Consider the following 23,287-nt stretch of genomic DNA (forward strand, 5'->3'; position numbering starts at 1 on the left):
CCCCCACCATCGCCGCCCCCGGCGACCCCCTCCTCAAACCCCCGCATCTCCCCCGCCAGCAACCCTCCGGCAAGAATCGCCGGCGCCAGCAACGCCCCAAACAGCACCACGGGCCGCCGACGGGCCTGCACGCATCGCCTCCTGGTCACAGGGTGAGACGGTAGCCGCGCGCGATACGCAAGAATCTGATCACTTGTCATGCCTTTACCGCAGCTCAGAGCAGCCATAACCAACCTGGGAAACTGGGGGCGGGGGCACGTCGCACGCAGTGCCTAACTTTCGCTAGGCTTACGGGAGTCCGCCTCCGTAGCTCAGGGGATAGAGCACCGCTCTCCTAAAGCGGGTGCCGCAGGTTCGAATCCTGCCGGGGGCACTCACGTAGATCGGCATTTCAGGCCCCTGACCTGCGGTTTCACAGCCGCAGGTCTTTTGTTTTGTGTCCTTGGTAGGCAGCAGGCGGTGCCCGCATGCAACCGTACGACCATGATCAGGGGACATGCGCGGGATGATCTTGAGCGCGTTTCCCCAGATAGAACCGCGATTTTGGGCTATCCCCGCATCCGACCACCCGCTCCGACCACCTGGGCTCCGGACATATACAGCCGTTGATCGCGCCAAATACGTGCGTAAACTCCGGCTTGTGGCCACGCTCGCCCGTCCAAGACGCGGCCGCGCATGGTGGTGGAGAGCGGTACCCAGGCTGTTGACGACGACGTCGTCTGCGGGCTCGGTGATGGCCTGAAGGATCTCCCAATGTCCGGCATGTCATCCGGGGGCCAGGCACGCGGCTTCGGGGTCAAGGTGCCCGCCGTGGCGCCGGGCAGCGAAGCCGGCCCGGCGCCTGCGGCAGCGCAGCCCGAACAGCACCCACGATCGAAGGCCCAGCGGGCCTCATCTGCTCCGGGATGTTCGACGCTCGGCCCGCCCCTGAGGGTCGGCCCGAACACGAGGCCCCCTCCCGAACAGAGAGGAACGCAGCGGCCAGTTTGTCAGCCGACCCGGCGTGCCGGCCCTACCTTGAGACTTTCTGTTTGCCGAGGTAACGCTTCAGCCGCGCCGGGTGATGCTCCACCACCAGATGGCGATTTTGTGCCTGAGTAGGTACATGTAAGACCAGCGGTGGAGCCAGGCGGGCAGGTCTCTGTGAGGGACATAAGTCCAGAGGTCCGCCGCGTAGTTCTCGGCCACCTCGCGCATCTCGGGATCCCGGAGTAGCGGTCTGAGCAAAGCGACAGAGGCGCTGTCTGCTTGGTTCGTCAGCCTGACCATGTGGGACAGATGAAGATGTTCTTCGACTTCTGGTCCAAAAGCTGCCACGTGACCACGTAGCCGTGCCAGGTGGCGCCGCCCGTCTGAGCGAAGACGACTATTTCACCGGTCGCGGCATCGTACGCGATTCTTCTTCTCTCATTGACGTTCAGTGACCGGTGAAGCATGGCCTCGGCATTCGTCGGCTCGGGGCCGACCTTGCTCCCCAATCTGCCGTTCGCGTGCTTCGGGTTGGCTTCGTAGTTGAGCTTGGGCCCGAAGGGGACATCGTCGCACTCGCCTGCGTTGTGAACGAGGACGTCTGCACGGCCAACGCGCTGGGCTTCGACCCCGCCCGTTTCTAGACGAAGCCGCCAGCCTGCTACCGGGCCTCCTGGCAGCTACCCGGACCGGACTCCCACCGGCAAGCGACGACGAGCTTACAAACAGACGATCAGCCGCTACGTCACGGCTTCACCTCCGTTCTGCTGGGCGCACGAAAGATCGAGGCTAGCTTGGGACTTTGAAGGAGTGATGGCCAGCCGTGACGATCGCACTCTATTTGATAGCGCGCTGCGCTTGGTCCCGGGCCTCTGGCTGCAACACCTCGGAGGCCGCCATTTCAAGGAGAAGCCCTCGAACGACGTTTTGATCAAAATTCTCTCGGCGATACATTCCAATAGCCCACGGGACAGCTAGTTGCATCCAGTACGAGCGGCCGGACTTCCACGCGGACTCGACCGTCAGTTCAATTAGCCTCTCGGGAGTTGACACGCCACCCCGACTAAGATGCTCCCATGAGCGCGACAATTCAGCCAGGGATACGGAAAGATCACGCTCCAAGTAGGGCCACATGGGTATGAATCCAGAGTCTGCAAGAGCGGCTCGCCCTTCTGATTCTACACCGACCCCAATTCGGCCATCAGGCATGATTCCAATCCACGCCCCGTCTCCTCGGTACACCACTGGAATCCAATTGCTCATCTCAACCCCCACTGCCGTTCTAAGGCTGACTGATCGGTGAGTTTCCCGTACTTGTAAGGTAGAACGAGATCCGGTCATCATCGGCGTGTCGCGCTACACATGAGACGAAGCCCCAGCTAACAACAAATTTTCCTACAGACCAAGTTAGGCGCGGAGCTTTCGTCGTGACCAAGTTTGCCATGTTCGCCATTTCGATGGCCGAGCCGGTAGTGACAGAGCCGATCACCTCTCCGAGACCAGCTACGACCTGCTGAAACAGCGATATCGGTCGGCCGCTCCAACCAGGGACGAGACCCTGTGGCGGCCATGCTGACACTGGCGCTCCACACCGCCCGGGCCTACCTGATCGAGCACCAGGTCACCGACCTGTGCGGAAACCATTCTTCACATCGACGGACTCGGTGTCGCCAGCCTTGATCCGCCCCTAGCCACCCCTAGCCGATCTGGTCGGATACGTGCAAGTCAGCGGGTCATCGAAGTTCTGCACTGGATCCGCGACACCTTGTTCCGCGGGAACCACTTCCGCGTCCTCACCCATCCCGGCCCTGGCGTCACAGCCTCTCTGCGCAACCTCGCCATCGGTGCGTTACGCCTGGCCGGACGCGCCGACATCACCGAAGCCACCCGATGGGCCTGCCGCATCATGAGCAGGCCCATCGCGATCCTCGCCTCACTTCATGATCTTGATACGGCCGCGTCTCAACCCCATGGCCTGTAGTCGAAATCTATGCCTTGATCGCTCATGAATTTCTGAAACTGCCGGCGTGTGGAGTCCGTCCATCTGTGGCCATAGTGGCCACTATTTTCCGTGAACACCAAGCGCCCGTTATCCCGGAACAGTGTACCCCCCAGAACTGCCTCTCTGTTCATGCCCGCCGCTTCCGCCAGTTGTTCATGCGGACTGAGACCTCCGGGAATGACTTCGCGGTCTCCCGCCCGGAATGCTACTGCATTCGGATCGAAAACAAATTCCGTCTCCGGCTTCGTCGAGTTGAAAGACCTCAGGGCCTCAGCAGATCCCCCGCCCGCCCCCAGCACGACGTCCCCACATCCACTGTTATGAACGAGGACCGGCGTCTCCCCTGCCAGCACATAGTATGTGTGGATGTCTGCGACCGTCAGGTTATGAACGCGTTGCTGTGCGGTCCACCGTTTGATCGCCTTGACCTGAACCAGGGAGCCAGCGGACGTGCGCAGCCACATGCCGGGCGCGAGCTTCTCGGCGTCGACCCACTTGTGAAGCTCAGGCACCCAGAAGGGATGCTTATCGGTCGCTATGATGACGCCGGCGGCTTGACCCTGCTTTCCATCCGTATCGATGGTGACTTGAACCAGGCTCTTTTCGCCGTCGCCCACGATGAGGTCGATGACCTGCTTGGCTTCCGTTTTGCCGGTTTCCGGATCGGTGGCGAGAACTTCATCTCCGATCTCAATATCTTCGATCGGCTTGCGGGTGCCGTCGGCCATGAGCACTTCGGTATCAGGCGTGAAGCTGTTCTTGCAGCGTATCAGTTTACCGATGAACTTTCCGGAATCGCCACCTATGGGCACCATGCCGGCCAGGGCCCATGCTGCTTCCTCGGTATTGCCCTCGTTCATGGCCTTGAGCGCGAGCAGGATGTCGGCCGGGGTGCCGACGACAGGCAGATAGCTGAGGGCTTCGAGCTCCTTCGCACCAGGAGGCCGCCCATTTCTCGTGTCCCCGTCCAGAGCTATTCCGGCGCGAGATGCCTCCCACTCGTCGATTTGGCCGTCTTTATTGTCATCCTTCATCGCCGGGTTGTATTCCGGGTGGGCGTTACTGACGGGAATCGTCTTGCCCGCAGAGCCTGGGTTGCATTCGACGCTGGCGTTGTCCCAGCAATCAGAGGGCTCGTACTCAGGGTTGTGCCACGGACGCGGCTCGTGACCGTCGTGTTCGATGTTGGTGATGGGGTTGCCGCCGGTAAAGGCGTAGCGGTTGCTGGTCCAGGGGTCGAGGGAGAGGGCCAGGTCCTCAAGGGCGCCGTTATAGGAATCGAGGTTGAGGAAACGGTTGAGGCCGGGATTGTAGTCGCGGAACCCCATGTCGTACATGCCGGTGGAGTTATCCCAGCGCTTGCTGTTGAAGCGGTAGGGGTTGTACTCCTCCTTGGTCGTGGGATCGACGGGATCGGGTTTGTCAATGCCCGTGAAGAGTTTGTCGTCGTTACGGCCGTAGGCGGTGTAGCCGTAGGTGGCGCGGGTGTCGCCGTTCTCCTTGGTGATCTGCTCGACGTCGGAGTGCGGGTTGTAGCCGTAATAGGACGACTCTTCCGAACTGTCGGCGTTGACCTTCACCTGGGACAGCCGCTCGCCCCAGGGGCTGTACTGGAAGGACTTGGTGAGCTTGCCGGCCACTTCCTCGTCCAGCACCTCGGCGGACAGTCCGAGGTAGGAGAAGGTGGTGGTCTTGGCGCTCGCGGTGCCTTCCTTCTCGGTCTTGGACGTCGTGCGGTCCAGCGGGTCGTAGGTGTAGCTGGTCACCGTGGACGTGATGCCGTCGCCGCCGAGTTTCTCGTGCTTGATGACGTGGTCGAAGCCGTCGTAGGTGTACTTCTCCAGCGTCTTGCCGGTGGACTGGATGGTGCGCAACCGGCCGTAGGGGTCGTAGGTGAGGGTGGAAGCCTGCCCGTTGGAGACCGACGCCATCAGGGGGTCTGTCCAGTGAACGGTGTGATTCGATCTTGAGTGGTTCTATCGGGTGGTCGGGGTCAGGCGGCCTTCGAAGGTGATGGCGAAGGCGTTCAGGGCGGCCTTCCAGCGGGTGATCCAGCGTTTGCGGCCCTTGCCGGTCGGGTCCAGGCTCATGATCGCCATGTAGACGCACTTGAGCGCGGCCTGCTCGTTGGGGAAGTGGCAGCGGGCCTTGACCGCCCGGCGGATGCGGGCGTTGACCGACTCGATGGCGTTGGTCGAGCAGATCACCCGGCGGATCTCGGTGTCGAAGTTGAGGAAGGGCACGAACTCGGCCCAGGCGTCCTCCCACAACTTCACGATCGCCGGGTACTTGCCGCCCCATGCCTCGGCGAACTCCAGGAAGCGTTCGAGCGCGGCCGCCTCGGTCGGGGCGGTGTAGACCGGCTTGAGCGCACGAGCGATGGCGTCCCAGTGCTGCCGGGCGGCATACCGGAACGAGGCGCGCAGCAAGTGTGGTTGTAAGGAAACAACACGGTGCTTCTCGGTTTCCGGTTCGATGACGTGGTATGCCCATCCCTGGCGAAGTCCGCGGTCAGCTCGCAGCGCGGTTCGCGGTGTTGCTGCCGCATCTGAACGAGCGTCAACGGCGTCTGGCGTTAGCGACCGAGGCCCGACTGCTGGGTCATGGGGGTGTTCGATTAGTCGCGCGGGTGGCTGGGGTGAGCGAGACCACGGTCCGCAAGGGCGTGCTCGAGCTCGAGTCCGGAGCTGAACCGCTGCCTGATGGGCGGGTCAGGCGCGCAGGGGGCGGCAGATGGCGGGCCGAGGCTGTTGATTCACTGCTGCTTCCAGCGTTGATGGGGCTGGTCGAGCCGGACGAGCGCGGAGATCCCGAATCACCGCTGCGGTGGACGACGAAGTCGCTTCGGCATCTGGCTGCGGAGTTGTCCCGGCAGGGGCATCGGGTGACCGCGCCAACGGTGGGCCGGCTGTTGAAGGCCAACTTATTCAGCCTGCAAGGCACCGCCAAGACGTTGGAAGGCGATCAGCATCCTGATCGGGACGCACAGTTCCGCTACATAAACGAGCAGGTCAAGGAGCATCAGGCGTCGGGCGAGCCGGTGATCAGCGTGGATGCGAAGAAGAAGGAGCAGTTGGGCTGCTGCCGATGGGCGGGCGGGAATGGCGGCCCCGCGGCGAGCCAGTGCAGGTCGAGGACCATAGCTTCTGGGCCGGCCCGAACGTCGAGACGGTGGTGCCCTACGGGATCTACGACATGACCGCCAACACGGGCTGGGTGAATGTCGGAGTCGACCACGACACCGCGGCGTTCGCGGTCGCTTCGATCCGCCGCTGGTGGCAGGCGCGTGGCCATGCCGACTATCCGAGCGCATCTCGGTTGCTGATCACCGCGGATGCGGGCGGTTCCAACAGCTATCGTTACCGGCTCTGGAAAGCCGAACTGGCCGCATTCGCCGCCGAGGCCGGACTGACGGTCACGGTCTGCCACTTTCCTCCTGGCACCTCGAAGTGGAACAAGATCGAGCACCGGTTGTTCTCACACATCACAATGAATTGGCGCGGACGGCCGTTGACCAGCCATCAAGTCGTTCTCAACACGATCGCGGCGACCACGACCTCGGCCGGGCTGAGGGTCGAGGCCGCCCTCGATCCCGACTCCTATCCGACCGGAGTCTCGGTCAGCCGCGACCAGCTCCAGGCCCTGCCCATCACCGCCCATCCCAACCACGGAGCCTGGAACTACAGCATCGCCCCGAAGGGCGGGCAGGCCGTCCCGCTGCGTGCCGATCAGCGAGCCACGGCCCGAGCCCAGACCCTGCAGCTGCTCGCCGGCCCCCGCCTGACCGGCATGAGCAGCGACGAACTCGACGCGCTGCGCGCCCGGCTCGCCCCGGCCCAGGAGGCCCGGGCCGAGCAACGCCGGTTCGTGCTGCGCGGCGGCCGGCGGGTGGCCACCACCGGCCGCAGCCGAGCACTGCTGTCCAGCTCGGACGAGGTCCTGATCACTGTCATCTACCTGCGGCAGGTCTGCCCGCAGAAAGTGCTGTGTGACCTGCTCGAGATCAACCCCGTCACGGTCAGCCAGACAATCAAAGCCACCCGGCAACTCCTGGACGAGCAGAAAATCAACATCACCCCGGCCGTCGTCCGCTACTTCACCCGAGCAGACGACCTACGTGCCTGGGCCATCGGCACCGACCCGGCCTCGCAGGTTCCGGCAAGCCCGACTCGTCATGCGTTGACCGACCCGCACCTGACCGGCATGAGCCGCAAGACGCTGGACACCATGCTCGAGAAATTGATCGTGCCCTACGCCGCCGCGATCGAACAGCGCCGCCACCGCCAACGCGGAGGCAACCGCCGCCCCGGTTCCCGAGGCGGAGTGTTCCGGCAAAAGATCACTGACGGCGATCGGATCCTCGCCACGATCCTCTACCAGCGCCGCGTCTGCACCCTCGACACCCTCGCCGAACTGTTCGACATCAGCCGCAGCACCCTGTGGAACGCGATCAACGACGTCCTGCCCATCCTCTGCACCCACGGCCCCGCGATCACCCCCGCCGACCACCGCTACGCCTCGGCCGCCGCCCTCCTCGCCTCGACCGACCCACCACACGAGCATGCCGACCCAGGAAAACCAGCATGTTGATTTTTGGCAGCCACAGTGAACGACGCACGTTTGCACGACGGCCTGCGGCCAGACCGTCTCGATGGCCTGCGGCAGCCCCTTGAGGCCGTCGCAGACCACCATCAGCGCATCGGCCACCCCGCGGTTCTTGATCTCGGTCAGCACGTGCAGCCAGAACTTGGCGCCCTCGCCGCCGTCGCCGGCCCACAAGCCCAGGATGTCGCGCTCGCCGTCCACCGTGACGGCCAGCGCCACGTAGATGGGCCGGTTGGCCACCTGGCCCTCGCGCAACTTCACCTGGATGGCGTCGATGAAGATCACCGGATAGACCGGATCCAGCGGCCGGTTCTGCCACTCGGCCATCCCGTCCAGCACCTTGTCGGTGATGGTGGAGATGGTCTGCTTGGACACCTCCGCCCCGTAGACCTCGGCCAGGTGCGCGGAGATCTCCCCGGTGGTCAGCCCCTTGGCGGCCAGCGAGATGACCATCTCATCCACGCCGGACAGCCGCCGCTGCCGCTTGCGCACGATCTTCGGCTCGAAGCTGCCGTCCCGATCACGCGGCACAGTGATCTCCACCGGGCCGACATCGGTGATGACGGTCTTGGACCGGCTGCCGTTGCGCATGTTGCCGCTCTCGTTGCCCGAGCGTTCGTGCTTGTCGTAGCCGAGGTGGTCGGTGATCTCACCCTCCAGCGCGGACTCCAGCACCAGCTTGGTCAGCCGGCCCAGCAGCCCGTTCTCCCCGACCAGCTCCATGCCCTCGGCCCGGGCCTGATCGACCAGCCGGGCCACCAGCTCCCGATCCGTCGCCTCCTCCGGCTTCTTGCGCGCCACCGTGGCGTCCTCCAGGTCGATCTCCGTCGATGCCTGGATCACAGTACTCATCAGGTGCGTCCTCCATGATCAGGAGTCACACCGTTCCTTGTACAGTCCCCGCTTCCACTGGTGCAAACACCCGCCCAGCGATGGACAGTGAGGATGTCCTTGCTGAGGAGCCAATGCAGGCCGAGCATAAGTCACATATGGCCCGTTGGTAGTTAAACCGGACGCCGTTCGACTCGAGCTCTCCTAAAGCGGGTGCCGCAGGTTCGAATCCTGCCGGGGGCACTCACCTAGATCGGCATTTCAGGCCCCTGACCTGCGGTTTCACAGCCGCAGGTCTTTTGTTTTGCGCTCTTGATAGGCAGCGGACGGTGCTCGCATGCAGCCGTAAGACCATGATCAGGGGATATACACGGGATGATCTTGACAGCGTTTCCCCAGCTCAGGCCCTAGATTTCCGCCATCCCGTCCTCACGCCACCACTGCGGCCGCACCAAATATTGGACGACCGCCACGAGGAATCGTGCCAAATACGTGCGCAAACCCCCACCGGAGATGCCCGTTCATGGCCGCGCTACCGCCACCATGTCGGCCAGCCGGCCAGTTCCCCACCCTCGACACGCCGCCCGTCCACGGAAGTTCGCACAGCCTCCCCATCCTCCCGGCCGTGCCCGTCCGCGTACAACCCGCCCTTCCGCGCGAGGCGGGTTTGCGCCACCATGATCGCATCGCCCCGACAAGGGAGACTGCTTGGTGTTTTCGCCTGTACAGCATGCGGCGCCGTGATGACCGCGAAGGTGGCACGGGTGGCACTCCCCGACCACTCCAGCCAGAAGTACGGCCATGACCCGCTCCCCCATCTGCTGGAGCCAGGAACGTACGCCGTGGACCCCGAAAACGGCCGGCCCTGGCAACCGTGGGAACCCGAGCCGGAGAACATCGCGCCCGCTTGCAGATGTACCGCATCACCGGGCCCCATCTACACCGAGGTGTCCAGGTTCGAGCCGCTCCAGCCTGGTTCCAGGCGGGGAAGCTGTAGAAGCCGCGGTCGGCGGTGAGCAGCATCTCCTCGGTCAACCGCCGATAGAGGGAGAAGGCGAGGGTCTGCTCGCCGGCCCAGCAGCCCGTCACGTCGGCGGCCACGATGGCGTGGCTGACGCACTCGCTGATGGCGACCACCCGGGCCGGAGGGAAGACGTCTCGCACCCGCCCGCGCCGTCGCGGCCGAACTCGGTGACGTTGGCCTCGGCCGGGATGAGATCACGTTGGCCTCATACGCTCCAGCATATCGAGTACTCAGCCTCACCCTGTCGCGCCGCCCATTCCTGCAGCGAGGAAAGCGCTCGATGATAGCCATGCATTATTTCGGATATCTCCACCGGAGTGCGAGCCAGGACAACACCATTCTCTTCGTCTCGGTCACACGCAGCCACAAGGTCGACAACCTTTGCCGATCCAGATCCATTAAGGGGGATCAGCTTCAGAAAATAGGGTTCCTGCAAAGAAATATGCATCACTCTCCTCGCCCAGGCGAGCTGAAGAGATGGCGCGCTTCAGAGTTCCGAGCACGGACAGCGGCAAATCAGCCCAAAAGTCCCCGGAAAACTGACCTCGTCCATCTTGATATAGACTTGTCCGGTGACGTAAGAGTCCCGACGCGAGCCCACACGAAGTTCCTCGGTCGGACAACTATCTCGAACAACCCGATCCCTGTCTCTGTCCGGCGAATTCCAAACTGCCGCACGCATAGATCTGGCAGCGAATACGCAGATGCGCATGAATTCTGCTGAATTCATGCGCATCTACCGGCAAAGCAACCGACTTCCGATGTTCCCTTACCCAGGGAGCCAACGGGTACATGGATCTAATCAGTCCGCCTCTCTCGGGCACCTGGAGCTAAATGGTAACCCCCTGCAGCACGGTCTGCGCTTGGATCATCCGCGTCTCTTTGCCCTACCTGACAACCCTCGGGTTATTCGTGAGCAATTGCTTGCCGATTGCCTCGAGTTCGTCGTCGGTCATATCGTCCGGCCATAGGTCCTTGTCCCCCGTAACGACGCCGCCACGGCCAGAAAGCGGCCGAACTCGTCTGAGGTGCAGTTCGAGCCGCGGTCGGCGCGGAACACGGCACCGGGGTGGAGCAGGCCGGTGCCGACATCCATCCGGATCGCGTTCTTGACCAGGTCGGCTGCGCGCTCACGACCCGATGCCGGTTCACCCAACTGCCCAAAGTACTGGCGTTGATGTCGAACTCGCGCGCCACCGACGCGATCGTCCGCTCGCCCTCCAGCACCATGCGGACGGCTTCTTCCTTGAACTCCGGCGAGGACTGCCTGCGACGCCTCGTCACGTACCTACCTCTTCCAGACTGCTGTCAGCTTATGTAGCTGGGTGTCCGGAATCTTCTAGGCACCTCACAGACGCCTACCTGCGGCAGCGCTCCGAACGATGCGGCCACCCGCGGCAGTCGTTCGCCGTGCCACTGACACTTCTACCGCGACCGGCCTGCCAGGAACTGCGGTCCCTGGCAGGCCGGTTCACGCCGTTGAGGCGGGCCAACCCGGCGTGCACGCCATGGATCCATGTCGGGGCGGCAGGCGCTACTCGGCAACAGCGTCGAAGGCTAGGATCCTTCCTCGTGAAAGAGCAAAAGCAGCCGGCGGACCGATGTCAGTACCCTTTATCGAGGTTATCCCGCGAGAAGTCGACGTCGCGACGTTCCGGCAGAACGCTACTGCCAGAATTTCGCCGTACCGGCTATTCGGGCCCGCTCCGGGTATGGCAGCGAGAGTGGTGAACGCGTGCGCCTCACGGCCGGCGAGCCAGTCATCGGCCATGACGAGGAACCAGCCGTCCTTCGATTCGATACGCACGGATCCCACGCCGATGTTCAGCGCCTCTCCCGCGATCCACGTCGCGATCCCTATGGGGTCGTATACGCCGCCACGGAAGTACATCTCTGGCCTCGCCCGGACGGACTCTATCGCGTTGATGACTTGTAAGTCATCAACAGAATACTCCTGGCCCTCCACCGTCATGAACCTCCCCTTGATGGGGTTACTTTGATTTGATTCCCTGCCCGTAAGCGGTTGAACAGGTCGAAGGCGGACGGTGGAATGAAGAACTCGAGACCCTTGTATGCCGGAGAATTGGGACCCCGGGGGATCTGGGCGCACGAAAAGGGCTCACTGCGTCCAGTTGGATGTCGTCGCCGTAGTAAACGGTGCCCGGAACGGAGCGTCACGTCGGCGATCGCCTATCGCTCCGAGATCACCTCTGTCCAGAACGATTCCTCCGATGCCACGGCCGCCGGGTCGATGAGTTCAAAGGCCACCACCACCTGTCGGCACAATCGCCGGTACGGCGCGTGAAAGTCGGCGAATTCCGCATCAGGTGCACCACCGGCGGCATCGCGCCATGCCGCCAGTTGGGCTTCCTCGGCCTGTTTCCACTGCTCGGTGATCAGGGGAACCAGCCAGTGCCAGCGCCAAGCGCATTCGACCCAGGCCGTCACGGACGAGTTCACCGGCTTGAAGGTCCGCCGATCGGGAAACCGGGCGGCCAGTTGCGGATGCACCTCCGCCGAGGTCGGCACCGGGAGGACCACTCTCCCCGTCCCTTCCTCGGCCAGGTGGCGCACGCCCGCGTAGCCGCCCAGGCGATAGAAACGGGCTCCGTCCTGGGTCAGCTCCGGCTCACCGCTTGGCTGGAAGTCTCCGGTGACACCGTAGAGCCCGTCCGTGCGGGGGCCCGGTAGCCCGTACGCCGAGAGCGCCGCCTTGTCAGGCTCCGGCAAGCTCCAGGCATGGAGGCTGCTGGGTGGCATGGCGGAAAAGCGACCATTGCCGGTCAGTGAGCCCAGATCCGCCGCCAGGATGCGGCCTATTTCGGGATACACCTCTTCTGCGTTCACTGATCTCCTCGGCAATGGCCACATCGCTCTCAGCGGCCACCGACGACCCGCAGGTCAGACACCGAATCCTATTATTGAGCCCCACAGGAGCGGCGGCAGGCTCTGATCGACGCGGCCATCGAGGTGCTGGCCAGGGAAGGAGCCCGCGGGCTGACCTTCCGGGCCGTCGACACGGAGGCGGCCGTCCCCCTGGGCACGGCCTCCAACTACTTCGCCAACCGCGATGATCTGTTCACCCAGGTCGGCGGGCGCATCTATGAACGGTTGCTGCCGGACGAGGCCACCGTGACCCGCAGCCGCGAGGGCGTGCAGGACGAAGCCCGCTATGCCGAGCTCATGCACGAGCTGGTGGATCGCATCTCCGCGTTCAACTCCGGCTATCTGGCTCTGCTGGAGCTACGGCTGGAGTCCACTCGGCGTCCTGAGCTGCGCGCCGTGCTGACCAAGCGCATCCGCGAGGACATCGACGCCAACATCGGCTACCACGCCGCTTCCGGCCTGCCCGGCGACTCCACGTCGGTGGTGCTGCTCTACCTCACCCTCAACTGGCTGATCGTGGAACGGCTGACACTGCCGGACATCTTCACCGAGCAGGAGGTCCACGATCTGGTGGACGCCGCCGTGCGTAGATCGCTCCGTGACGGGGTCACGGGAGGATGAGCACCTGGCCGAACGGCCCGTCGACCGGTTACCGGTTCCGCAGCGGACCGGAACCAGCGGCCACAGATTCGGACGACCAGACGACCGGCCCCGAGGTCGCGACCGGGGCCCCGGGACCAGCGACTGCACCGCCCATTGTCGGCACATCCTTCCAGCAGAACGAATAGATCCCGAAGTTCGCAGGCCGGCTTCCCAGCGAGCACTCCACTGGCGTTACCCAGGCCGAAACGGCCGAGACGGTCGCCGGGGACCGCACTTCCTCGCTGCATCGCCGGCAAGGCGATTCCGCCCATTATCGGGTATGGGTTCCTTGTGCTTTAACCTCCCTGAGCAGCCGGGACACCTGCTCGGCGTGCTGCTCCGACACAGCCCGCTTCGGCAAGTGGAGCGTCCGGGACACATCGAAGGTGATGCTCCAATGCGTCGCTGTCTCCGCGATCGTGCACACCTTTGACCACGTCATGATCGACGATGCTCCCGGCACCCGCAGCTGGATGCCCGCTGTCGACAACGTGATCTCCCGCGCGTCCTCAGGCGCTTCGTTCAGTTCATGCCGGACAGCTTCCTCAACACGCCGGTACGGGTACACCATGATCAGAATTCCGGCCCAGGCTCCGAGGGCCGCACACCCCGTGATCAATGAGGTCTGCGGGGATGCCGCCATCGTGGCCAAAAGGCCCACACCGCCTGCGGCTAACGGCGCCCCGATCAACCACCAATGACGCAGCGTGTTCACGACTGATGATCGGACCTCCAGCTTACGATCCGCACGTGTCGGTACATAGGAAATAACGATCTCCACGAATCCTCCACATGATTACCGGCCAGGGGCGAGATTGTCGAATCTGCGAACCGCGAACCTCCATGGGAGCCCTTGAAGGACGTTGCTAGATCTCGCCTGTCCGATGTTTTGCCGCATCTTCCCAGACCAATCTGCGCACTTTCGTATCGAAAGGATTCCGCTTGGGAAGTCCGCCGGGTAGCACGTTGGCCAATGCCTTGAACACCTGGAGGACAGCGCGCTCATCGTAATCGGCGAAGTTTTTCGTGGCCTGCAGCCACAGCCCGCCCCGGGAGAGCTCGGCCACCTCATGGAAAGCGCCCGTCCGAGACAGCCCGGAGACCCCGCCCAGACGTTCGCCGAGCTCTGCAGGGCAAATCGTGATCCATGAGTAGCCACGGAGGATCTGTCGCGCCTGCTTGACAGATTTCACTCTTCCGCCGCGAGCCACACTGACGTCCAAGGCCGTGGTGCCGTTTGGGTTCGAATCGTCAGCGAGATGACCGAAGGCCGGGTTCAGCTTGTCCGCGAAATCCCTGAGTACGCTGCCCCATCGTTCGGCGACTTCGGGCCGAGCAAGATCGTACGCTACATCCGGCAAGTACGACCACGCACGGAGTTGGATGCGATCCCCGTCGCCATCGAATCGCTCGATCTCGACCCTGAAGCCGTCCATTCCATCTTCGCTGGGCCTTCCGCCGTCATCAAGTTGCTTTATCTCGATCCAGGCCTTCGGAAACCACTTGCCGACTCCAGCGATCAGCCATTCATGGTTTTCGAGCGAGAACTTCCGAACTTCCAGACCCCGGCCCGTCGTCTCCGCACACACGACCGCCCAAACACCCCGAGACTCCCCATGAGGTTCATTCCAGTCACTCGGCGTGCGTAGCGGCAGTGCTTCATTCAGTCGTTCCCACAAGCTGGGAACCAGCCTGCCAGGAACTTCGGAGACCCACCTGCGCAATTGGGTCTCGAATTCCGGAAGTGTCGCATCTTCGACATCGATAATCATGTCATAGGACCTGTTCCGAGCCATGTGACGATGATACAGGAAGGACACAGAACCGGAAGTATGCTCTCGGCACCCGGGGAGTGCCGAGAGCATACTTCACATGCCTACGTCAAAGGCAGATCGGAATGGGAATCGGGAGGCAGATCGCACCTCTACTGAAGGGAAGAGGAATCGGATTGCCGCCACCTGGATATGGATACAGGAACGGCAACTGATCGCACGGCCCGAGCGCTACCAGGTTGTCACACGGGCCGGCATATCGGGTCGCGGGCTGCTCCTGCTCTTGCTCCTGCACTTGCGGCTGCGGCTGCGGCTGCTGAGGGCGCTTCTTCTTGGAGGTGGCGTAGTACCTTATGCCAGCGTTCGGTCCATCGTCATTACCGGACCAGGTGTCGAGAATCCTGGTCGGAGACGCGACGGTCTCGCTGCTGTCGAGTTTGAAGCCATGAACGACCTGTACGCCGTCACCCACCTGCTCCTGAAGCTTGTCGATGTAGCGTTGCAGTTGCCCCGGTCCGCCCTCGGAGTTGGGAACGAATATCCCCTTTCCGTCGTCGTCGAACTGATCGTACTTGCCTTGGCCGCCCTTGCTCTTGACCTCCCATATGTAGATCGTGTCGTCTGTCCACAGAATGATGTCGGCAATGCCATAGCCGCCTTGCCCGTCTCGGTTCGCCCCAGGTATCTTATTCGAGCTGTCGTCCACGGTTATCCGACCACTGATTCCCTTTTCATCCATCTTGTCCTGGATAAGCTTCACGGTGTCGTTGACCACTTTGTCGTGATCGCCGCTACCACGCGTTTGCGAAGCTGGATTTCTCTTGGCAATGTCAGCGAGCCAGCCGTTGTACCCACCGTTCTTTCCGTTTGCGAAGTCGTCGGGGATGTGTCCATCGAGCTCGATGCCATTGATGGGATTGCCGCCGGCGAAGGCGTAGCGGTTGGCGGTCCAGGGGTCGAGGCCGAGGGACAAATCGGCGAGGGCACCGTTGTAGGTGTCGAGGTTGAGGAAGCGGTTGAGGCCCGGGTTGTAGTTGCGGAACCCCATGTCGTACATGCCGGTGGAGTTGTCCCAGCGCTTGGCGTTGAAGCGGTAGGGGTTGTACTCCTCCTTGGCGGTGGGGTCGACCGGATCGGGCTTGTCGACGCCGGTGAAGAGCTTGTCGTCGTTCTTGCCGTAGGCGGTGTAGCCGTAGGTCGCCCGAGTGTCTCCCGTGTCGGACGTGATCTGCTCGACGTCGGTGTGGGGGTTGTAGCCGTAGTAGGACGACTCTTCGGTGTTGTCGGCGTTGACCTTGACCTGGGACAGGCGTTCGCCCCACGGGCTGTACTGGAAGGACTTGGTGAGCTTGCCGGCCACCTCCTCGTCCAGCACTTCGGCGGACAGGCCGAGGTAGGAGTAGGTGGTGGTCTTGGCGCTGGCAGTGCCTTCCTTCTCCGTCTTCGATGTCGTCCGGTCGAGCGGGTCGTAGGTGTAGCTGGTGACGGTGCTGGTCGCGCCGTCGGTGCCGAGCTTCTCGTGTTTGACGACGTGGTCGAAGCCGTCGTAGGTGTACTTCTCCCAGGTCTTGCCGGCGGCCTGGATGGTGCGCAGCCGGCCGTAGGGGTCGTAGGTGTAGGTGCTGGTGGCTCCATCGGTGATGGAGGTCATCAGGCGGTTGCGGTCGTAGGTGAAGGTGGTCTTCTTGCCGAGGACCTCCTGCTCCCAGACGTTGCTGTTGGCGTCGTGGGAGTACGTCTCCGTCTCCGCTGTCCCGCCGGCGGCCGGGGTCTTGACCGACTTGGCGATGCGGTCGCGGGGGTCGTAGGTGTAGGCGTAGATGTGGTCGAGGTAGGCGCCGGGGTTGTCGGCGTTCTGAACCTTGGCGTGGTCGCTCGCGCGCTGCAGGTTGCCCTGGTAGCCGATGGTGTGCTCGGCAACGACCGTGCCGTTCGGCTTCTTCTCCAGGCTGTGGCGCAGGACGCCGGACAGGAAGTAGTCGTAGGCGACGGTGTTGCCGTTGGCCTTCGTCTCGGTGAAGCGTTCGCCGCGTGAGGTGTAGCTGTAGCGGGTCGTCTTGGGTGAGGGATCGGCCGCCGACTTCTTGTTGACGACCTCATCGACAAGGTCGCGGACGTCGTAGCCGTAGGTGGCGATGGTCTTGTCGTGGGTGCGCTCCACCACGGCGCTGTTCTCGTTGTAGCGGTACCCGGTGGTGTTCTTCAGCGCGCCGTCGAGGTACTCCTTGATCTGCTCGATCTGGTTGAGGTTGGTGTAGGCGACGTCCCAGACGTCGATCTTGGCGGTCGGCGACCGGTCCTCGATCTTGGTGAGGTTGGCGTTGACGTCGTAGGTGTAGGTGAAGTCCTTCTTCTCGGCGTCCGACTCGCCGCTGTTGTCGCGGACCAGCTTGACGGCGTCGGCCGCGACCGTGCCGTTGGCCTCGTCGGTCAGGGTGATGGTGTGGCCGGTGCCGGCGGTGAAGGCGTAGGTGCCGAGGTCGACCCAGGTGCCGGGGTTCTGGGTCTGGTCGAGGGTGACGGTCGCTTCGCCGCCCTGGTGCTTGACCTTGTATTTGGCGTTGGTGGCCGTGGCGCCGGTCGGGTAGCGCACTTGTGCCTTGTAGGTGCCGTCCGAGGGGGTGGTGAGGTTCCAGGTGAAGCTGCTCGTTCCGGTGCCGGCGGGGGCGGTGGCGTAGTCGTAGCCGACGAAGCCTTCCACCGCGGTCTGCGGGCCGACGATGTTCGAGGAGCTGCCGCTGCCGGCGAGGGTCCAGGTGCCGGTGGTGACGGTCTGGCCGGTGTCGGAGTTGTCGGACAGGACGACGTCCAGGCCGAGGGGGATGCCGTCGTCGGAGTGGGTCTTGAGCTTGCCGTCGAGGTAGTACGACCAGTCCAGCGCCCGCTGCGAGGAGCCGCCCGCGCTGGTGACGGTGCGGTTGGTCTGCAGGCCGAGCGGGTTGTAGTCGTAGGTGGTCTTGATGTCCCACGGGTCGGTGGTGGTCTTGGACCAGCCGTTGTCCCAGTAGGTCATCTTCGACACGTTGCGGATGCTCTGCCCGTGCGAGGGCGGGTGGGAGATCTCCTTCAGCCGGGAGACCGCGTCGTAGGCGTAGAAGACGCTGTCGGGCTTGTTGTAGACCGGGTCATCAGGGTCGAACGGGTAGATCTGCTCGACCGGCCGGTTCAGCTCGTCGTAGCGGGTCTCGGCGACGAAGTCGGCCGGGTCGTCCGGGGTTTCCACGCCGCGCGGGGTGATGACCTTGGTGCGGTTGCCGGCCGGGTCGTAGGCGTACTCGGTGACGACGTGCTTGATGCCGTCGGGGGTGTCGGCGTGCGGGACGCTGGTGCGGATGACCTCGTCGCGCTCGTTGTAGTCGGTGCGGGTGACGTTGCGGTCCTGGTCCTGCTGCTCGACCACGCGGCCGTCGAGGTCGTAGCGGACCTCGGTGACGAAGCCGGCGGCGTCGGTGACCGTGCGGACGCGGTGGTTGAGGTCGTAGGTGTAGAGCGCGGTGCGGTCGGCGGGGTCGGGGGTGGCGTTCTTGCGCGGGTCGATGACCTTGACGGTGTTGCCGACGTTGTCGTACTCGTAGGTGATCTTGTTCTGGCGGTTGTTGTTGGCGACGTCGGTGGCGAAGACGTCGGTCAGCTGGTTGATCGGGTCGTACTCGTAGGTGGTGGTGTATTCGGCCGGGTTCGCGCCGGGCAGGTGGCCCTTGGGCTCGATCTGGGTCTTCAGGTTGCCGGCCGGGTCCCAGGTGAAGGTGGCCTTGCGCTCGGGGCCGTCGGTGGTGTCCTTGGGCAGCACCGACGTGGTGAGCTGGTCGGCGCGGTCGTAGGCGGCGGTGGAGACGGCCCCGTTGGGGGCGGTCATCTCGACCACGTTGTCGTTGCGGTCGTAGACCGGCGCCGGGGTGACGATCAGCACCGGCGGGGAGGCGTCCTGGTCCTTGGGGACCTTCGACTCCAGCGGGCGTTTGAACAGGTCGTAGGTCTGGGTGGTGGTCTTGCCGAGGGCGTCGGTGACCGACAGCACGTTGCCGCGCGTGTCGTAGGCGGTGGTGGTGACGTTGTTCTTGGCGTCGGTGATCTTCTTGGGGTAGCCGGTGGGGTGGTAGTCGCCGAAGGTGGTGGTGTTGCCTCTGGCGTCGACGGCCGTCTGCAGCTGGCCGAGGTTGTCGTAGGTGTAGCGGGTGGTGTAGTCGGCCGGGTCGGCGGTCAGCACGCCGAGCGGGTCGGTGACCGACGTCAGGTTGCCGCGCTCGTCGTAGCCGAACTGCCAGGTGTGGTGCTTGGGGTTGGTGCCGGCTTCCGGCCGGTTGCCCATCGGGCTGGTCTTGGACACCAGATCGGCGACGAAACCGTTGAGGAAGCCCTGGTAGGTCAGCGTGGTGGGCGCGGTGCCCTTGTCGTTGGCCTCGGCGTCGGTGATCTTCAGCGGGTAGCCGGTCTTCTGGTCGTACTCCCAGGTGGTGAGCGCGCCGTTGGCCTCCGTCAGCGCGCGGACGTTGTGGTCGTCGTCCCACTCCAGATCGGTGCGCTCGTCCTTGGCGTTGGTGATGTCATCGGGACGGCCGAAGCGGTCCAGCACGTACCGCGTCGGATGGCCGCGCGGATCGGTCACCGTGGCGTGCATCACCCCGCCCTGCGGACCGTCCGGATCGACGTAGACGAAACCGGTCGGCCCGTTCAGCCGGTCGGTCAGGGTCTGGACCTTCCACGTATTCTTGGGGTCTTCGACCGCGTCGTAGTAGTCCAGCTTCGTGGCGTACGGCTGCGAGCCCGCCTCGGCGTGCGCGCGCGGGTCAATGACCTGGACGAGCTTGACGTTCCTGTTGCCCTGGGTGGCGTCGTAGCGGAAGCCGAACGTCTTGGCCTCATCATCTCCGGCCCCGTCGATCATGCGGGCCATCAGGCCCTTGTCGGTGTAGGCGAAGGTGACCGTGCGGCCGGCGATGTCGGTGATCGACTCGACGGTGTCGATGATGTGCGGGTTGGTCAGCTTGGTGGCCTCGACGGGCTGCCAGGTGGTGTCGTCGATGTAGGTGTAGTCCTGGCCCTTGACGTGATAGTCGAAGGTCAACGTCCTGCGGCCGGCCGCGTCGGTGATGTACTGCAGGAACTTGGTCGGCTTGTTGTTGGACTTACGCCGTTCGTAGGTGAACGACATGGTGTTGCCGTTCTTGTCCACGATCGCCGACTGGAAGCCCTCGTCGTCGAAGAAGAACTGGGTGCGGTCGGGCTTGGTGAACACCCACTGGCGCTGCGGGTCCGGCGAGCCGGTCGGCTGCAGGAGCAGGTGCACCCCGCGGGGATGGACGTAGGAGCACAGGTCGAGGGTGCAGTCCTTGGACTGCGTGCCGTCGGGCTTGCGCAGCACCCACACGTGCTCGGTGCCGTCACCGTCGGTGAGCCGAACCTGGTCGGGCCATGGCTGGCCGCGCGGATGGAAGTCCAGCGGGGAGCCGAGCCTGGTCAGCGTGGAGGTCTGCAGCGACCAGCCGTAGCCGAGCGAGGCCGAGCTGGTGTCGAGGCTGTTGTAGGTCATCCGGGCGAAGGTCTGCACGCCCCGGGAGGGGTTGGAGAAGGCGTTGTAGCCCCACACCACGTTGCCCGCGTACAGGTTCGTCAGCGCGGCGCCGCCCGCCCCGGTGTTCTTGCCGCTGTAGGCGTAGAACTTCTCCAGGCCGAGCAGGCTGCTGGTGGGTGTGGTGAGGCGGATCTGCTGCGGCAGTTGCGGCAGGTGGTGGCTGGCCGACTTCCACTCGCGGGTCTGGGTGTCCTGGGTGTCCCACACCAGCGACACCGCTTCGGCGAGGTTCGCCGAGGTCAGGGTGGGCGCCTTGACATCGGCTTCGACGGTGGCGGTGGCGCCCGGCGGCAGGTCCGCGGGAAGCTGGGTGAGCAGTTGGCTGCCGCCGGTGACGTCGGTCCCGTCGGGCAGTTTCCAGAAGTAGCCGACCGCGGTCCTGGCGGCCGGCCAGGTCTCGGTGGTGGGGTTGGTGACGGTCACCCGCACCTTGGTGGCCTGACCCTGTGGTAGTTGCGGCGGCGTGGCGGGCGCGTGGTAGGCGACGGCCGGATCGAGGTAGGTGATCAGCAGCCGGGGACGTACTGTGGGCTCCGCGGCCTCGCTGGACAGGAACAGCGCGCCGTCGCCGCTGGCCGGACAGGACTTGCTCGGCTCCTGGGTGAGCCGCAGCATCATCCCGTGGTTGGCGGCGGGGTCGTCGACCCAGCGCTGCGCGACAGTGACCGGGACTTCCAGGGGGAGGAAGGCGGAGGTGGCGGTCGGCCCGATGGAGAAGACCTCCATGGGGGTGGGGTCGTAGTCGCTGCCGGGTGTGGTCCAGGCGGTGCCGGGGGCGGCCGCCACCCAGGAGGCGCTCGCCTCGTCCCAGGCGCGGGTCAGCGGGTGGGTGGCGTAGCCGACGGCCTTGCCGCGGTAGCCGACCCGGTACAGGAACGCCTCGGCGGAGGAGACCTTCGCCCCGGCCGGGATGAAGCCGGTGTCGAACCGCAGCAGGGTGCGGCCGTTGCCGTAGGGGCCGGTCAGGAACCCGGAGGCGAGCTGCGGCAGCCCGCCCAGCGTGTCGTGGCCGGCCGTGTAGTCGCAGGTGGTCAGGGTGGTGTCGGCGGCCGCCTCGATCATCGCGGTGGTCCAGCCGACCTCGGGCAGCTCCACCGTGATCGGCGCCGACGGCACCGTCGTGCCGTCCGCGAGCAGGGCTGTCACCTTGTACGTCACGCTGGTGCCGGGCGCGGCGGTCGTGTCCTGGTAGCCGGTGGCGTCCTCGCCGAGCGGCGCGACCAGGGTGGTGGTGGTCGGGGTGAAGCCCGGCTCGCCGCTCCGGTGGACCTGGTAGCCGGTCAGCTCGCCCGGCCCGTCATAGGGTTGCCAGGTCAGCTCGGCGCCGGTGGAGTGCCGGATGCGAGGTTGCTCCACCCGCATGCCCGGCTCGCCATAGGTGAGGGTCAGCTTGGGCATCGGGATCGTCATCTCGGCGGAGCCCAGGAACTCGCCGGCCCAGTAGATCGGCCCGCCGATCGGCCGGCTCTCGTCGGCGGCCTTGATCATCACGCCGTGGTTGTTCTGCGGGTCAGCCACCCATCGCCGGGCCAGCGCGGTGACGTCCCAGCTGTTCCAGACCGACGGGGTGGCCGGGTTGAACGTGGTCGTCGACAGCGGCGTGGCGCCCATCGCGGAGCTGATCGAGTTCCAGGTGACGGAGTTCCAGTTCCAGTACTGGGTGACTTCGCGGGCTTCCAGCGTCATGGGGGTGACCGACCCGCCCACGACCTGGTCGTAGTAGAGCCCGACCTCGGCGTGATCGATCACCTCATCCGGTGGCACGACCGCCCTCAGGTCGAACTGGACAAGGCTGCGCGCGGGCCCGGAGCCGTCCACGCTGACGCCGAGCCGGGCGTCCGCACCGAAGTTGGTGGCGGGCGCGTACGAGACGATCATCGCGTCGTCGGAGGTGTAGTAGTCCGGCTGCACCACCACGGTGGGATCGATCACCACCGGCCAGGACCGCTCGGCCGCCTTCAGCCAGCCCTCGTCCGGGGTCAGGGTGAGCGTGACGAGGTTGCCCTGCTGGGTCACCGACTGCGTGATCGCGGTGGAGAACCCGCCCGCGGCGGAGGCCGCCTGCTTGCCCGAGCGGGAGGCGTCGGTCATGAACGGCGGCGGGATCACGAACACCGGGCCGCCCTCGCCGCCGGCGGCGGCGTCGGTGAACGCGACCGAGCCGTCCAGCCGCGCCTCAGCCCGCAACCCGTCCGCCACCTGCACAGTGAAGGCGTACGAGGGCCGGACGGCCTCCGGGCCGGACAGCACGATCTGCTCCTTCACGCCGGCCGCGCCGACCTGATACACCAGGTCCGCGCCGGTGCCGAGCGCGCCGGGGTAGCGCACCGCCGACTTGCTCACCTCGGCCTGCACCTCGCGCGCCTCGCCGGCCAGGCCGAGCGTCAGCTGCGCGTCCCCGAGCCCGACGCGGACCAGCCGGTCGGAGCGGCTGCCGAATCGTGCGGTGAAACCGGCTCCGTCGCTGACCGCGACGTCGTCGGCGCCCTTGCCGCTCTTGGTGATCCTGGTGTCGGCTTCGCGCCAGCGGCCGTCCGCGTCCAGCACGTGCACCCGCTGCGAGGAGATCTCCACCTGGCGGCGGCCGTCCTCGAGCTCGAACGTCTTGCTGACCGCGGTCCGCTGCGAGGTCAGCTCCTTGACCCGCTTGCCGGGCGGCTCGGGTGCCGCCACCCGCAACGCCGGCGCCGGATCGGCCCGGCCCGGCAGCGTGGTCTTCTGGCCGGACGGGCGCACCCCGCCCTTCGGCTCCTCGGCGAACCAGCCGGTCACCTGGGCGGCCAGCCAGCTCGACACGCGGGAGATCAGGCTTGGCTCCGCGGCGTTCGGGAGGACGGACTGCGCGGTGGCGGCCGGCGTGGGAGCCATCGTGAACAGCAGGGTGGCCGCCACCACCACGCTGATCAGCTTGCGTAACCGTGTGTGACGGCGAGGCCGCTGCCTGACGGGCGGTTGCGGTCGGTCGGAGGGTAATTGCGCCACGG

General features: G+C 64.8%; 8 protein-coding genes, 1 tRNA gene and 3 pseudogenes. 3 read left to right on the forward strand and 9 right to left on the reverse strand.

The genetic code is table 11. The features are described 5' to 3' along the window. Nucleotides 1-300: 300 nt before the first annotated feature. Nucleotides 301-373, forward strand: a tRNA-Arg gene (locus LCN96_RS51020). A 2,558-nt stretch (nt 374-2,931) separates the two neighbouring features. Here LCN96_RS51020 and LCN96_RS51025 read toward each other — a convergent pair. Beyond that, entirely contained in the window at nt 2,932-4,902 is a 1,971-nt protein-coding gene (locus LCN96_RS51025) for a polymorphic toxin-type HINT domain-containing protein (protein WP_225269608.1), read from the reverse strand. Between the two features lie 45 nt (nt 4,903-4,947). Continuing rightward, nucleotides 4,948-5,403, reverse strand: a pseudogene (locus LCN96_RS51030) (transposase); the annotation flags it as partial. A 53-nt stretch (nt 5,404-5,456) separates the two neighbouring features. Between LCN96_RS51030 and LCN96_RS51035 the strand changes: the two are divergent. Further along, nucleotides 5,457-7,561: pseudogene (locus LCN96_RS51035) on the forward strand (ISAzo13 family transposase). A gap of 15 nt (nt 7,562-7,576) precedes the next feature. Here LCN96_RS51035 and LCN96_RS51040 read toward each other — a convergent pair. The 4 genes and pseudogenes from LCN96_RS51040 to LCN96_RS51060 all read right to left on the reverse strand — a co-directional run. Beyond that, nucleotides 7,577-8,428 (reverse strand): annotated as a pseudogene (locus tag LCN96_RS51040) (IS256 family transposase); the annotation flags it as partial. Between the two features lie 1,955 nt (nt 8,429-10,383). Then, the gene (locus LCN96_RS51045; protein WP_225276294.1) at nt 10,384-10,587 is read right to left on the reverse strand and encodes a hypothetical protein; all 204 of its coding nucleotides are present in this window, start codon (nt 10,585-10,587) and stop codon (nt 10,384-10,386) included. Between the two features lie 378 nt (nt 10,588-10,965). Continuing rightward, a complete protein-coding gene (locus tag LCN96_RS51055; protein WP_225269609.1) occupies nt 10,966-11,403 on the reverse strand; it encodes a hypothetical protein in 438 nt (145 codons plus the stop codon). A 218-nt stretch (nt 11,404-11,621) separates the two neighbouring features. Further along, entirely contained in the window at nt 11,622-12,278 is a 657-nt protein-coding gene (locus tag LCN96_RS51060) for an SUKH-4 family immunity protein (RefSeq protein WP_225269610.1), read from the reverse strand. A 102-nt stretch (nt 12,279-12,380) separates the two neighbouring features. Here LCN96_RS51060 and LCN96_RS51065 point away from each other — a divergent pair, with 102 nt between their 5' ends. After that, a complete protein-coding gene (locus LCN96_RS51065) occupies nt 12,381-12,938 on the forward strand; it encodes a TetR/AcrR family transcriptional regulator (RefSeq protein ID WP_225276246.1) in 558 nt (185 codons plus the stop codon). Nucleotides 12,939-13,230: 292 nt separating this feature from the next. On the opposite strand, the gene LCN96_RS51070 is transcribed toward LCN96_RS51065, so the two are convergent. The 3 genes from LCN96_RS51070 to LCN96_RS51080 all read right to left on the reverse strand — a co-directional run bounded on the left by LCN96_RS51070 (nt 13,231) and on the right by LCN96_RS51080 (nt 23,201). Next, nucleotides 13,231-13,740, reverse strand: coding sequence for a YcxB family protein (locus LCN96_RS51070; protein WP_225269611.1), 510 nt, complete (start codon nt 13,738-13,740; stop codon nt 13,231-13,233). 85 nt (nt 13,741-13,825) lie between these two features. Continuing rightward, entirely contained in the window at nt 13,826-14,755 is a 930-nt protein-coding gene (locus tag LCN96_RS51075) for a hypothetical protein (RefSeq protein WP_225269612.1), read from the reverse strand. Between the two features lie 85 nt (nt 14,756-14,840). Then, the gene (locus LCN96_RS51080; protein ID WP_225269613.1) at nt 14,841-23,201 is read right to left on the reverse strand and encodes a DNRLRE domain-containing protein; all 8,361 of its coding nucleotides are present in this window, start codon (nt 23,199-23,201) and stop codon (nt 14,841-14,843) included. Nucleotides 23,202-23,287: the final 86 nt, after the last annotated feature.

The organism is Nonomuraea gerenzanensis (assembly GCF_020215645.1).
GTDB classification, from domain to species: Bacteria; Actinomycetota; Actinomycetes; order Streptosporangiales; family Streptosporangiaceae; genus Nonomuraea; species Nonomuraea gerenzanensis.